The organism is Pirellulales bacterium (genome assembly GCA_035546535.1).
Taxonomy (GTDB): domain Bacteria; phylum Planctomycetota; class Planctomycetia; order Pirellulales; family JACPPG01; genus JACPPG01.
The window spans coordinates 1-14,337 of record DASZWQ010000193.1; the positions used below are offsets into that span (position 1 = coordinate 1).

Annotated in this window: 11 protein-coding genes; 3 read left to right on the forward strand and 8 right to left on the reverse strand. The window is 59.5% G+C overall.

The window, feature by feature from the left end:
* From VHD36_22365 to VHD36_22380, 4 genes are all read right to left on the reverse strand, one after another.
* Positions 1–1,518, reverse strand: a 1,518-nt coding sequence (locus tag VHD36_22365) for an autotransporter-associated beta strand repeat-containing protein (protein HVU90093.1), incomplete at its 3' end; no start/stop codon positions are given.
* Between the two features lie 340 nt (positions 1,519–1,858).
* Entirely contained in the window at positions 1,859–3,268 is a 1,410-nt protein-coding gene (locus VHD36_22370) for a sulfatase-like hydrolase/transferase (protein HVU90094.1), read from the reverse strand.
* Positions 3,269–3,358: 90 nt separating this feature from the next.
* Positions 3,359–4,399 carry a DUF1559 domain-containing protein gene (locus VHD36_22375; protein HVU90095.1) on the reverse strand — a complete coding sequence of 347 codons (1,041 nt, stop codon included), beginning with the start codon at positions 4,397–4,399 and terminating at the stop codon, positions 3,359–3,361.
* A 624-nt stretch (positions 4,400–5,023) separates the two neighbouring features.
* Positions 5,024–6,397, reverse strand: coding sequence for a hypothetical protein (locus VHD36_22380; protein HVU90096.1), 1,374 nt, complete (start codon positions 6,395–6,397; stop codon positions 5,024–5,026).
* Between VHD36_22380 and VHD36_22385 the strand changes: the two genes are divergently transcribed.
* A complete protein-coding gene (locus VHD36_22385) occupies positions 6,396–6,545 on the forward strand; it encodes a helix-turn-helix domain-containing protein (protein HVU90097.1) in 150 nt (49 codons plus the stop codon). The genes VHD36_22380 and VHD36_22385 overlap by 2 nt on opposite strands.
* Positions 6,546–6,666: 121 nt before the next feature.
* Here VHD36_22385 and VHD36_22390 read toward each other — a convergent pair whose 3' ends face one another.
* Positions 6,667–8,208 (reverse strand): glycine betaine ABC transporter substrate-binding protein, encoded by a 1,542-nt coding sequence (locus VHD36_22390; protein ID HVU90098.1) that lies wholly within the window; start codon positions 8,206–8,208, stop codon positions 6,667–6,669.
* A complete protein-coding gene (locus VHD36_22395; GenBank protein HVU90099.1) occupies positions 8,205–8,936 on the reverse strand; it encodes an ATP-binding cassette domain-containing protein in 732 nt (243 codons plus the stop codon). The genes VHD36_22390 and VHD36_22395 overlap by 4 nt, the downstream gene beginning before the upstream one ends.
* A 284-nt stretch (positions 8,937–9,220) precedes the next feature.
* Here VHD36_22395 and egtB point away from each other — a divergent pair, with 284 nt between their 5' ends.
* Both egtB and egtD read left to right on the forward strand, forming a co-directional pair.
* Positions 9,221–10,483 carry an ergothioneine biosynthesis protein EgtB gene (gene egtB / locus VHD36_22400; GenBank protein ID HVU90100.1) on the forward strand — a complete coding sequence of 421 codons (1,263 nt, stop codon included), beginning with the start codon at positions 9,221–9,223 and terminating at the stop codon, positions 10,481–10,483.
* 75 nt (positions 10,484–10,558) lie between these two features.
* Positions 10,559–11,497, forward strand: coding sequence for an L-histidine N(alpha)-methyltransferase (gene egtD, locus VHD36_22405; GenBank protein HVU90101.1), 939 nt, complete (start codon positions 10,559–10,561; stop codon positions 11,495–11,497).
* Positions 11,498–11,529: 32 nt separating this feature from the next.
* Here the strand turns inward: egtD and VHD36_22410 are convergent, their stop codons facing one another.
* Complete coding sequence (locus VHD36_22410) at positions 11,530–12,972, reverse strand: proton-conducting transporter membrane subunit (protein ID HVU90102.1); 1,443 nt, start codon at positions 12,970–12,972, stop codon at positions 11,530–11,532.
* The gene (locus tag VHD36_22415; GenBank protein ID HVU90103.1) at positions 12,969–14,303 is read right to left on the reverse strand and encodes a proton-conducting transporter membrane subunit; all 1,335 of its coding nucleotides are present in this window, start codon (positions 14,301–14,303) and stop codon (positions 12,969–12,971) included. Before VHD36_22415 ends, VHD36_22410 begins: the two co-directional genes overlap by 4 nt.
* Positions 14,304–14,337 lie beyond the last annotated feature (34 nt).

The window sequence follows — 14,337 nt, forward strand, 5'->3', positions numbered from 1 at the left end:
GCCCAGGGTCAAGGTTGCCGGCGTCGTCGAGCCACTGCTGGGGGCGAGCGTGCTGCCGACGAGGTTCACCGAGCCGGAGATCGTGCCAGTGCCGGCCAGTGTCGCGCTGCTGAGCGTCACGGGACCCGTGCCGGTAGCGGAACCGGTCGTGTTAGCAACGGTCAACGTTCCGCCAGTAATCGTGGTACCGCCGGTGTACGTGCTCGCTCCTGAGAGAGTGAGCGATTGCGGGCCGCTGAATGCGAGGGCAAGCGTGCCCGTGCCCGGCGCCGCGCCGTCCTGGATGATACCGCTGTAGTTGCTCGCGACCGTTGTGCCATTGATGGTCAACGTCGAATTGCCGGCGGTTCCATTGTTCTGCACGATGCCAGCACCTGCCGTGCTGTTCAAGCTGCCGATCGACTGGTTAAAGCTGTTCAGATTGAACGTTCCGCTAACCCCCGGCGTGGCCGTCGAGCCGACAAGCGTTACGTTCGCCGTAGTCGGTAGTTGTTGTCCAGTAGCACCGATTTGCAGCACGGTGGGATTTGTGTTCGTTGCAGTCCCCACGGTGACATCACCGGGAATGGCGTAGCCACCGTCGTTCTTCGTGTCGGCCAGGACCAAGGTGCCGCCATTGATGTTCGTGGGACCGGCGGTGCCGTACGAATTGTCGTTCGCCAGAACCAGAACTCCGGTCCCGTTTTTCGTCAACGCGCCGGTGCCGGTAATCGGCTGGCTGATTGTGACCGTGCCGACCGTCGGCGGAACACCATCGAGGTTGCCGTTCACATAAATCGACGAATCCGATTGCAGTACGATCGGCGTGTCGAAGCTGGCCGTGGCGGCATTGTTCTGAAAGCGCAGCGCGCCGACGTTGTTCGCGCCGCTCGCTTTACCATTGCCATTGAGAAATAGAGTCGAGCCGGCGCCCAGCGACCAATTGGGTTCCGTGGCCGAACCGAGTTGGAACTGGCCGCCGTTGTTAACGGTGACATTCCCAGCGGCCGTCAGGCCATTGTCGGGCAAGCGCACTGCGCCGTTGTTGATCACGATCTGTCCGGTGAAGCCGGTACCGACGCCCGTGAGCTGCAAGTTGCCGCCACCGTTGAGCGTGATGGTCTGGTTCCCCGTAATGCCACCACTGAAGGTGACCGCCGTATTGCTGGCGAAATCAAAGCCCGAGGTGACATCCAACGGCGAATTGAGCTGAATGGCCGCCGTGACCGATACGGTGCTCGTACCGTCATTGATGGCGCCTACGACGGGCTGATTGATGAAGGTGGCGTCGCCGCCACTGGATTGAAAAGTGAGGATGTTATTGCTGCTGTTCTTGATCGCCAGGTTCGCGGCACCCGAGTCAGGCTGATTGATAATGATCGAGCCGACCGTGACCGGCAGATTCACGTTCGTCGTGATCCCGGTCGTGCCGACATTCCACACCGCCACGGCATCGACGGCATTGGGCGGCCCGCCGGCCGGCGTCCAGTTTGCCACGGTTTTCCAGTTATTGTTGCTGTTGCCCGTCCATGTAAACATTTGAGCCTTGACCGCAGTAGTACTAAATCCTGTCGCGGCTGCCAGCGCAATACGCCAGATAACGAGCCGCGTGCGCGAACGTTCGGCCTCCGAGCGTGGCCGTGACTCTTGATGCATGGCAGATTCCTTTTCTGTAGGAAGATGAGCGTGATCCGAGCGCCCCATTTGCCGTCCAAGTTGTCTAAAGGCGTTGCGAGTTTTCATGGTTGAGAGACCTCGTGTGATGCGGGAGAAGAAATGGTTAAGAAAAAAGGGGCCGCGACGTTACCGGTGGCACTCGATGAAAAGCGCGGGAAGATAGTGCTCGAAGTCGGTCACGCCGCGGCACTCTTGGTGCATATCAACTGGCCCCGGCGCCAGCAGCGTCCGCGGGTTGCTGCCGCTTGCGCTGTTGATTCTGCCGAGCGGCCGGTTTCCAACGCGGCTCTTCGAGTTGCGCATTCCAATCGCCGTACTGCTTGCGGAGCTGCTCGACGACCCCGGGCCTGGCGGTCGCCAGATCGTGCTTCTCACCCACGTCCGCCAGGAGGTCGAACAGTTGTGGCAGTTGGTTGTCGACCTTGAGCAACTTGTATTGGCCATCGCGAATGGCCCATTGCTGACCGAAACGCCAGTACAATTCCTGGTGCGGCGCCTCCTTCGTTACGCCGGTCAAAAGGGGCAGAAGATTTTTGCCGTCGATCGGTTTACCGGCGCCCAATTCGGTGCCAGCCACGGCCGCGATCGTCGCGGGAATGTCGAGCTGGATCACCGGCTGGTCCAAAGTGGCGCCGGCCGGAATGTGACCTTTCCAACGCGCCAGGAAAGGTACGCGTACGCCCCCTTCCCAGACCGTGGCCTTGCGGCCGTTGAGGGGATCGTTTTTGCTACCATTGGCCGGCGGGCCGCCATTGTCGCTGATGAAGAAAACGAGCGTATCCTCGTCGAGTTGAGCGTCGCGCAGCTTACCGAGGACCGCGCCGACGTTGTCGTCCAGCGCGCTGAGCATGGCCGCGTAGGTGCGCCGCTTTTCATCTTCGATCTTGCCAAAGCGATCGAGATACTTGGCCGGTGCTTGCGCAGGCAAATGCACGGCATTAAATGTCAGCAGCAACAGAAACGGCTGCTGGCGGTGTCGGTCGATGAAGGTGACGGCCTCGCGACCCAGCGCATCGGTTAAATACTCTCGTTCTTCGACGATTTCGTTGCCACGCAGGATTGGCTGGCCATTCTTGCCCTGCTCGGCAGCGAAATAAGGATGCGCGCCCCCCAGAAAGCCAAAGAATTCGTCGAAGCCACGCTTCTGTGGATGAAACTTCGGTGCGCCGCCCAAATGCCATTTACCCACCAGGCCGGTGACGTAGCCGGCCGGCTTGAGAGCATCGGCAATCGTGGTTTCGATGAGCGGCAAGCCGATTTCGTCGTTGTTCGCGCCGCCAGGATTGAATTCATGGCCGAAACGTTGCTGATAGCGTCCGGTCAACAGTCCAGCGCGCGTGGGACTGCAATACGGTCCGGAAACGTATCCGGCCGTGAAGCGTGTGCCGGAGCTGGCCAGCGCGTCGAGATGCGGCGTGGGAATGTCTTTGCCGCCTTGGAAGCCCGGGTCGGCGTAGCCAAGATCATCAGCCACGATCACCACGATATTGGGCTTGCGCGAGGGCTTAGTATCGTCGCCGTGTGACGTGCCGGTGACAATCGCGGACGTCACGAACGGCAGCACCGCCAGCCGGATTATTCCGCGCGGCGAGAACCAGAATCGCCGCTTCATTGGACGAGGAATCTTGAAAAGCATAGACCGTTCCTTATTGAAAAGGGTGAAGTTAAACGCGGTCGAGATGCCGTGGCCGCGTCGTTAGCGCTAGAAACCCTGTGTGTTCGTTTCGCCGCCATCTTTCGAGCCGAGCGCTTGCCAGACAATCACGTTGATCGTGTCGGAAACGAATCGTGCGCTGCCGTCAGCCATGCCCAGGCCAACGCCCGCTACGTGCCGGCTGCACGCTGTCGTGGCGCCACCGTTGGCGTTGGGACTGTTGCCGCGCGGGCAGCTCCAGGTATTCGGGGTCATGATGTGCGTGTATCGCGTGGTCATGTAGTTGCCGTTGATCCAATCACGACCGGAGAAAGAGGTCTGATTGGAGGAGCCCGACATGGTCGCCGGATTTAGCGCCATGCACTTGGTGTAGACCGCGTTCGCGCTGGCCGTGGAGTTGTTGTTGGCGAGCTGAAAGTAGTCGCTCAGCACTTCGACGTTGTTGTCGTCGCCGTCGCCGAGCACCTTTTCGCTGAACAGCGCGGTGTTCGAAGTGCCGTCGGTGATCTGCGCCATGCGCACCACGACGTTCGTCAGGAAGATGCCGTTGTTGGTCTCCTTGGCACTTGGAGAACCGTCGTTGACGGTGGTACCCACGTCACTGCCAGCGTTCGCGCGGTAGTTGTTTCGCCCCCATGCCCCCAGCACCGCGTCGTATTGATCAGCGCTGTCTGCGGCGTTGGACATCCGATCGTCGAGATCGTCGGGGCAGCGAAAGCCGGGAATATTGACGAACTTTGCGTTGTTGCTGCCGGTGCCGTTGGCGAAGTTGATTTGAGAATAGACCGTTCCCTGCTCGAGATACGGCAACAGCATGGCGTGCTGGCTATAGGTATTTGGCTGTTGCCGGCCCATGGGGAAGGCCTGATTCGCCTCGTGAAAGTTGAGCGCGGCCAGGCCCAGTTGTTTAATGTTGTTGATGCACTGCGTGCGACGCGCCGATTCGCGCGCCGCCTGCACCGCGGGCAAGAGGATGGCAATCAGAATGCCGATGATCGCGATCACGACCAGTAGTTCGATCAACGTGAACGCGCCACGGCTGTTGTTCGGCGCTGCATTGTTAGCGCCGTAGAGGGGGAAACGCTGCATCGTTGACTCCATCAACGAGGCGCACGTGCTTCCGGAAGTCCGGTCAGCGACGCACTGTTGGCACAAGAAGCTCCCGAAGTCGGGTCGCCAACGCACAAATCAGACCGCGGACACGGGCATGCAGGTCACAAACGATCCTGCAGCCCGTGATGCGGCGATCAGCAACTACACGAGCGCCGCACGGGGGAACGCGCCGCGGCATGAGTGAAAAAAGCGATCCCCGCCACGCGTCCGTGGACACAGGATCGCTCAAGAGGCGACGCGCCGGGTGAATGTGGCAAGGGAGGGCCACTCGTCACAGACAGGTCGCCTGAAAATGGGCCGCCAAAGGATAGGAATTCATTGAGAACCTGAAGCATGCGCGACTCCTAAAAGTCGTGACGCGTGCCTCTGGTCTTCCAGTCAGCGACGCCTGAAGATTGTGTCGAATACTCGAAAATAGCCGTGAACCGCTTGATACATCACGAATATGATCGAGATTGGGATCATTATCTCCAATTGCTCTTGGCTGTCAAGAGCGACGTGCCAAAAAAGAGGCGCTCTCAAGCCATGGACTTGCCCACGATGGCGTTGCAGATCAAATCGGGCGGCCTCGGCCGGGGCGTATGTTAGAAGGCGGAAAAATCAGTGTTCGAGACTCAGATAGATTTCCGTCAATGCTCGCTGCAGATCTGAGACATTCTCAAACGAAGTGCTGAGGATCTTAAAGAGAGGATCTGGGATTCTTTCCCTCAGCGACGCCGGGATGGCTTTTAGATAGGGCACATCCCTGCCATGATGCGGGACCATCTCAAATGCCTCGGGATAGAGCTCAACGAGACGGGGCAAACATTCGCCCGCGTGCATTTCCAAGAAAGTAAGCTGCAAGCCTCTTACATCGTCGCCAGGGCGCAGGTTACCCGTCTCCAGAGTCTCCTTGGTCTGAAACATGGCAGTTCCCTCATAGGGAGGCCGTGGGTTTACGGGATCGTAATGACCGCCCCAGTCTGCCATACGGAATGCGTAGTCGCCGTCGGGAGTCAAGTCGACGAGGACATTGTCCGCCTTGATATCGCCGTGAATGAGTCGTCTTCTGCCGTAAACGAGAACGACGGGCTTGAGTATCCGTAGCCAGGCTCTGGCCATGAATTTCGGCGAGAAGCCCGAAAGCAAGGCAAGGTTCTGTGTCAGGTTTCCTTTGTTGGACTCAAGCTCTTCGTGAACGTCGCGCCCCTGGGGGTCGTCCAAGAAAATCTTGTAGCTATCTTCGACCAAAGCAAACCGATTCAAATCATCAGGGAACTCTTGCCGGACCCAGTCCGAAAACTCCTTCTCTTTGTCCATCACGATTTGCGCGTTCACGTCGCTTCTAATCGCAATGCGCGCGATGCGGTCGGCGGGTTTACGAAGGTCAAAGATAAACGCATCCCGCCCACGCGTCTTCAGAACTACCGGCGCGCCCGTCACCCATTCAAGCTGCAGACGGATGTTCTCTTCCACAGATAGTTCCGGGTCGTATGTCGGGCGCTCTGCCTTCTTGGGGGTACCGAAGAGTGCAGCGCGAATGGCTTCCTGAATTGAACCAAAACTTGCTAGGTGCGTCATTCGAGCGCATCTCTCTCCCGCCTTTAGAGAGTCTCCATCTCGGGTTTCGAGAGCCGATCCTTTGATCGGCAACAATGTCGCACGTGCTGGCGCCGACCAATACACGTTTCCGGTTTCTGCCGTATAGGCGGAAGTGTATCTGCGCCAAACGGTGTGCGTCGAGAGGCGTGAAGTCGCGCCAATAATGGCGGCGCCGGGCGCTGTGCAGTGTTCGCGCTGCACGGGTGCATTCGTGGAACTGCGGTTCGAACGACTTCCCATTCGCGGACGACGGTTGTTCGTCGTGCGTAAGTCTCGATCTTTTTTGGCTTTGGGATCGGAATGTTCGCGATGCGGCTTTTCTGGCACTGCGTTTGTATATGCCCCTGGCCATGTAGTTTTGCCCTCACCTCGGGCCAGGAGATTGCCGTCCATGATCGAGTCCTTCGAACGCGCAATGATCACATCGGCCTTGAGTCAGCATGGCGGAAACATCAGCGCCGCGGCTCGGCAGCTAGGAATTCATCGGCAGAATCTACAACAAAAGCTCAACCAGTTGGGCATCGCGCGAATTGCCGAATAAGCGCAGGCCTTCCCGCGTGGCACGATTAAGGCCATTAGCCGGCCAACAATCTTGTTGACGATCGTGAACCTTTGAATCAATGCTCGCTGGAGCAACTTTTAAATCGCCGCGCAACAAGCGATCACTGTTCCGCCGTCGGGCCGCCTTTCAAGCCGCGAGCTACCACGGCTCGTTCGACCCAATCGATCAGGATCTGCAGGAGCACGGCCAGGAGCGCCGCGGGTATTGCTCCGGCGAGGATCAGCTTGACGTCGTTCAGCCGAATACCGCGCAAGATTGGCTGCCCCAGGCCGCCGGCCCCGATGATCGCTCCCAACGTCGCGAAGCCCACGTTCTGCACCGCGGACGTGCGGATGCCGGCCAACATGACGGGCAGCGCCATCGGCAATTCGATTTCGGCCAACTTGGCCGCTGGACTCAATCCCAATACCGTCGCCGACTCGATCGTGCCACGCGGGATGCCTTCCAGCCCGGTGAAGGTGTTTCGGACGATTGGGAATAAGCAGTACGCCAACAAGGCTACGACGGCGGTTACCGATCCTTCGCCAACACTTGGGTAGCCCAGCGCACCGACTAGTGGCATTAATAGAACCAATAGCGCCAGGGACGGAATCGTCTGCAAGAGACCGACGACGGCCAGCACTACGCGGCCGCTCCGCCGAAAGCGCTGGCAAAAAATACCAAGCCCCGTGCCGGCCACGATGGCAGGTAGCAAAGAGCGCCGCACCAGGTCGAGATGTTCGCCGACATGCTTCAGGATCACGCGACTCCAGGAATCTTGCTCGGGCTCCGCGCTCACCCCGAGTTGGGTGTGCAAAAAGTTGGCGGCCACTTGTGACTCGGACTGCTCGCCGGACTCGACGGCGTCGTTGAGCGCGCGCATTTTATCGTCCGAGACGCTTCCCTCGAGCCGCTTGATGCTCGCGAGCAATGTGGGTTGTCGCTCGGCCGACTGCAAGCGATAGAGCCACACCGCGTCATAGCGAGGAAAGAACTTCAAATCATCTTCCAAGAGCACCAAATCGTTGCGATGGACCATGGCATCGGTGGAATAAACGTCGGTCACGTCGATTTCCCCCGCCAGCAACTGCGGATAAGCAACATCGTGGTCGACTCCCACGACATTACGCTGCGGCAGGTCATAGCGTTCCGCGAGCGCGCCCCACCCATCGCTGCGGTCCAGAAACTCGTGCGTAAGCGCCAGGTGCAACTCGGGAAACCGCCGAAGGTCGGAGATGTTTTTGATTCCCAACTCCGTAGCACGCTTCCTGGTGAGTGCCAAAGCGTAGGTATTGCTGAAGCCCAGTGAGCCAGACATTCCCATGCCGCGAGCGCGGAGCGCGCGCCGCATGGCTTCGTCGTCGGGCGCCTCTTTCTCCGTCAGGATCTCTTGCGCGATCGTGCCCGTGTATTCCGGGTAAGCGTCAATCTCGCCAGCCTCGAGCGCCTGGAACACGATCCGTGTCCCGCCAAATTCGCGATAGTGAGCAGCGCTCAGGTCCTCGTCGGCGGCCAATAATCGCAGCATTTCTCCCAGGATCACTGATTCGGTGAATTTTTTCGAACCGATGCGCACTGCCACCTGCTGGCGCGGAAGAGGTGCGAGCCCCGCAACCAGGAATGCGATACAAAGCGCGGCCCATTTCAGAATCGCGGTGTTCATCGATTGGCCACGATCTGCGAATTGACGAATTCGCGCACGAAGTCACTGGCAGGCTCGTTAACGATGCTCGCGAACGAGCCCTGCTGAACGATGCGACCATTCTCGAGCATGCACACGCGGTCGGCAAACCAGCTCGCTTCAACCAGGTCATGCGTCACCAACAGCACCGTGGCGCCGGTGCGCTCGAACACCACTTTCAGGTCACGCTGCAGGCCGGCACGAATCATGGGATCGAGCGCTCCTAGCGGCTCATCCAGCAGCAACAAATGCGGGCTAAGAAACAGCGCGCGCATCAGGCTTACACGCTGCCGCTGGCCCCCCGACAGCTCGATAGGGTAACGGCTCAATGCGTCCGGCGGAAAACGCGTCATCTCAACTAATTCCGCCAATCGCTGATCGCGCCGTCCACGAGACCAGCTCTGATGGCGAGCCATGAGGGTTACATTGGCCGCGGCCGTCAAATGTGGGAACAAGCCCCCCTCTTGAATCACATAGCCGAGCCGCCGCCGCACGTCGGGCAGCGTGCGTCCAGATAACACCAGGTCATCGACCACGATCTCTCCAGCGCTGGCTTTCACGAGGCCAGCGACCATTCTCAGAATCGTCGTCTTCCCGCAGCCGCTCGGTCCCAGTAGGACGAGCACCTCGCCGGATTTCACCGTCAAATCGAACGGGGGCACGATCGTCTTGCTTCCGTAAGCCTTTGATACTCCTGAGAATCGAAGCATCTTGCTAATTCCTGGGGCGATACGCGGCAGGCATTCGCACTCCGCGAGCATCTAGATCAAGTGTCCAGCACTGCCTTGCTGGAACAGATTTTGCACTACCGCGTACGGAATTCGTGCTTTTGAAGTTCTGCAAAGAATATGCCGCGGTGGCACCTGGGACATTGGACTTTGGTATTGTCTCGCCGTCCAATACGTAAGTCCAACGGTCCACTCTCTGGGGAGTTTTAACCTTCACGAACTCATGTCCCAGGAGCGATCAGCTCCTTGCACCCCGGAGGGCAGCCATGTCGGGTCTCATCTCTACATTTCAAACGGTCCGATCGCTGACCCGCACGCTGATTGCCGATCTTTCTGCCGAAGACCAGATGGTCCAATCCTGTCCCGAGGCCAGTCCAGTCAAGTGGCATCAGGCGCATACCACGTGGTTCTTCGAGACCTTCGTGCTAAGAGATTTTCTGCCTGCTTACAAGCCCTTTCGCGAAGAGTTCCGCTGGCTCTTCAACAGCTATTACAACGCGCTGGGCGAGGAAATTCCGGATAAAAAGCTGCGCGCTTCCTTTTCGCGCCCTTCACTCGATGAGGTCGTGGCGTATCGAGCACACGTCGACCAGGCAATAGAACGACTCCTTGCGCGCCCCGTTGATGATGAGGTGTCGCGGCGCATCGTCTTGGGCTTGAATCACGAGCAGCAGCATCAGGAACTCGCGCTGACGGATATTAAGCACGCGTTTTTCGCAACTCCGCTGCATCCATCCTACGCGGCCGGCCCACTCCCGAGAGAAGGAAACAGGTCGGTCCCGAAGGTCGAGTGGCACAGCTTCAACGGCGGGCTGGTCGAGATCGGCTATCCGCTGCGAGCTGCAAACCTTCTCGATTTTTGCTTCGACAACGAAGGGCCGCGGCACAAGGTCCATTTGGAACCTTTCCAGATCGCCGGCCGCGAGGTCACGTGCGGTGAATATCTCGAGTTCATGGCCGACGACGCGTACGCGCGCCCCGAACTCTGGCTGTCGGCGGGCTGGGATGCCGTGAAAGCCACGCGTTGGCGGGCCCCTCTTTACTGGCTACGCGACCCGGGCGATGCCGCCGGCTGGCGCGTTTTCACTTTGCGAGGCTGGCATGGGCTGTCCACGCTACTCGATGTGCCAGTAAGTCACATTAGCTTTTTCGAAGGCGACGCCTTTGCACGCTGGCGTGGTTGCCGGCTGCCGACCGAAGCCGAATGGGAATCGGTCGCCAGCCCGGCCGCCGTCCGCGGAAACCTGCTCGACACCGCTCGACTGCATCCGGCCCCAGCGCGCGGCGACGGTATCGAACAGCTATTCGGCGATTGTTGGGAATGGACAGCCAGCCCTTATACCGGCTACCCGGGATACCGGCCCCTGCCAGGCGCGCTGGGTGAATACAACGGCAAGTTCATGAGTGGCCAGATGGTTTTGCGCGGCGGGTCCTGCATTACCCCCGCGAATCATATTCGCGCAACGTACCGCAACTTCTTCGATCCAGCGACTCGGTGGCAGTTTTCCGGTTTACGCCTGGCAAAGTAGAAGGTGTCTCCTCACATGATTACGTCCTCTTTCGCGGTGGAGTTGGAACGCGGTTCTTCGCGGAATACACGCGAAATGCTGATCACGGAGGTCCAGCGCGGTTTGGCGATGCGGCCTCGCTCGCTTGCGCCGTGGATGTTTTACGACGCGCGCGGTTCGCAGATTTTCGAACGCATCACTCAGTTGCCGGAGTACTACCCCACGCGTACGGAGCGCAACATTCTGGCGCGCAATGGGGAGCGTATCCTTGCTGCCGCCTTTCCTGATCGAGCGAAAGCCCTGCGCCTCGTGGAACTCGGGGCTGGCACGGGGGCGAAGACGGCGATCCTGCTCAATGCCGCCGCCAGGTCGCGCGAGGACGTGCTGTACGTACCCGTGGATGTGTCGCTGGCTGCGCTCGAGATGGCCCGCGAGACGATCACGACGTTGTCACCCGAAGTCGACATAGCGCCGATCGTGGCCAACTATGTGACAGACCCACCGCGACTCGAATCTTTCCCGGGCCCCACGCTTGGCTTGTACATCGGTTCCAGTATCGGCAATTTTGCGCCTGCCGAGGCGCGCACCATTCTTTGCAACTTGATCGGTCAGCTGCAAGCCGGTGATGCCCTGCTGCTCGGAGTCGACATGGTGAAAGACGAGCGCACTCTAGTGGCGGCGTATGACGACCGGCAGGGAGTAACGGCGGCATTCAACGTGAACTTGCTGCATCGCCTCAATCGAGAGCTGAACGCGGATTTTAATCCTCTGAAATTCCGTCATCGTGCGTTCTGGAACCCGCTGCATTCACGCATCGAGATGCACTTGGAGAGCACTTGCGATCAGCAGGTTCGAATTCCCGGCGCAGACCTTCATGTCCATTTCGCAAGAGGCGAAGGTATTCACACCGAAAACAGCTACAAATTCACCAGCGAGATGATCGGCATGCTCCTCGGCGACGCCGGCTTTTCGGTCGAGCACACGTGGACGGACGAGCGTCGGTGGTATTCCGTGACGCTCGCTCGCGTCCGGTAAGGCATCATGAGATGCTTCGACGGTCGGCGCGGTTATTCGCGTAAGACGGAAGGCGCAGGAGTATTCTCTCCGTGTCCATCACTCCCTGGGCGAAGTGCCGCGCTATCCTTCAGCGCCGCCTCAGCCGCACGATAGCGCGACACAATCCCAGCTTGTGGGAAAAGGCCGCCTCCAAGAATCAGGACGGCAAGCGTTAGAGCAGCGCACCGTTCGGGAGTGGTGATCGCGAGCGATAGCGTGGAAATGCGTCGGCCGCCGCCGAAGAGCAAGAAATAAGCTCGAAGGACTGCAATGCCGTTCACAGCCGCAGTCAGCACGATCGCGATAGCGATCGCGGGGCTGGCTCCCATCGCGCCCTCGACGAGGAGCTCCATTCCTACAAATCCCAGCGTGCCAGGAAATCCCACACAGCCCAAGCCCGTCAGCAGAAAGCACACCGCGAGCGCCGGTGAATGGTCGTAGAGTCCCGAGAACTGCCTGAGTGACAGCCGACCGAATCGGGCTTCGAGCGCTCGGATCGTCAAGCCCAATCCGCCCAGTGAAAGCGCCGCGGAGATCCACAGGAACAATGCCGCTGTTAAGCTCATCGAGGTATGCAACTCCATTCCCACCAGCACGAGCGATGCGTGACTGAGAAAAAGGAACGCGAAGAACCGCCGCTGTTCCTTTTGCACGGCAGCCATTCCCGCGGCGTAACTTGCAGTGACCAGCGAGACGAGGGAAATTCCCGTGAGAATCCAATCCGGCGCGATCGGTAGTACCAGCCGAACGGCCAGGTACACGCCCGTGAGAGGCCCCGCAAAGAGTAAGGCTGTGCCGAACGAGGCATTCTCGAACAGTTCCGTTACCCAAACGTGAACGGGTACGGTGCCGCTGCGGATCAAAACCGCGAAGAGCATGAGGGCCGAGGCGAGTGTTGCCGATTGGACGGGTAACGCCGGATCGATGCACGCCCATCCGCCGACGAGGCAGACGGCAAAAAGTCCCATGTGCAGTGCATACACGCGTGTCGATGTGCCGCGACGGACGAGCTCGAACCACGTCAACCCTGCGCTCGCGAGAAGAAGCCCAATCAGCACCCAGGGTGTTTTGCAACCGAACGTCGCAAGTCGCACCGATTCGAGACTGAGCATCCAAGCAAACGAATAACGTGGGAATTTCGTGCGCGCGGTTGTGAAAATAGTCAGCAAGTGCAAGAGCGCCACGAGTGGCAAGAGCGGGGCGCTCAATGCGTCCACCTCCAGAAAACGGACGTCGAAGAGCCGAGGCAGCGCGTCCCACTCGCTCGCGCCGGTCGGTGAATGGCCAGTGGCCTGACCGACGAGGACGAAGAGCGTGCAGGCCAGTGTGATGGCAGCGAACGCGAAACTCCATCGCAGTGCAGCGACGGGGTTCCGCACTCGGGCTACGCACACTCCGCCCATCAAGGGAACGCCGACAGACAGCTCCAACCACGGGACGGCAAAAACGCTCATGGTACGGGCCTCGCCACGTCAGCAACTGGTTGGGCCTGCGCCGAAGTCGTGGACGCTGCGCTCGGTCGTCGACCCGCGAGGAAATCGCCCCACTGCCGCTCGATCTTGTCGAAGCCACGGAATAGATTGACGAAAGGTGCCACCACGAACTCCATCAAAATCGAGTCGAGATAGCCGCGCTCCAGCGCGAATATGTAGATCCACGAGCGAAACCGAACCGGCAACAGGTGCAGGTAGCGGGCATCGGGCCGTCGCAACCGGCCGCCTATCGCACCTTCCAAGCGGCGGTAATCCTGCAGCAGCATGGGCGCACGGACGAATTGCAGCGTCCGAACGCATGCATGTCCGAGAAGGTGCGCAAGCGCTACGTACCAGAGGGCAGGGATCCAGGCCCCCAGCCCGATTTCGGCCACGATCAACCCGACTTGCGTGAGCGAGGCGAAGGAGAGCACGCTCTTGATGTCCGTCTGGACGCTCCCCACCAAATGTGCGTAAATTGCGGTCACCAATCCCAGGACGATGACTAACAGCGCGAGCGCATGCGAGGCAACAAGCAGCGGATTCATTCGCAAGAGAAGAAATGCGCCAAGATGGACGGAGAGGGCCCCATAGAAGACAGCACTCGACGGCGTCGGCCCTTCCATCGCCCGCGGGAGCCAGCCCGAAAATGGCACCAGCGCCGACTTCCCCGCAGCAGCGATCACGAGGAGCAAACCGATCACAAGTGCCTGGACCGCGGTCGCCACGGTTGCACCTTCTGGCCACGGGTGCAAGGAATTAGTGGCCAAGAGCCGTCCGAAGTCACCTTCCCCCAGCATGTGATGCATCAGGATCGCAGCCAGCAACAGAGCGGCGTCCGAGACGCGATAGATGATCCAGATGTGGAGGCCGCTACGAACCGGAGCCGGCCGTTCCTGGAGGAAAGCGACAAGTAGCGCACTGGACAGGCCGACCAGTTCCCATCCAACGAATAGGGTTTCGATGGTACCTGCCAGACATGCCGTAACCATGCCAACGATAAAAATCGCAAACAACGTGAAGAATCGGTTGTAACCCCGCTCCCGATGCATGTAACGCGTGGCAAACGACACGATGACGCCGCACAGCAGGAATGTCAGGATCACGAGTGGGACCGAGAGCCGGTCGAACACGAACTTTAAGACAAAGTGGTAGTGGGGAAGACGAATCCATTCAGCGGATAGCACCGTGACGAGCCGCGTCCCCTCGATCAGCATTGCCATCAACACCCCGAGGGCGGCGAGCAATCCGGTCACCATTGTCAGGCGAGCCAAGCCGTTGATATTCCGCTCAGGGAGCGGCCGATCGATCATCGAGCTGCTTCCGAGTATCGCAAGCAGCAGGGCG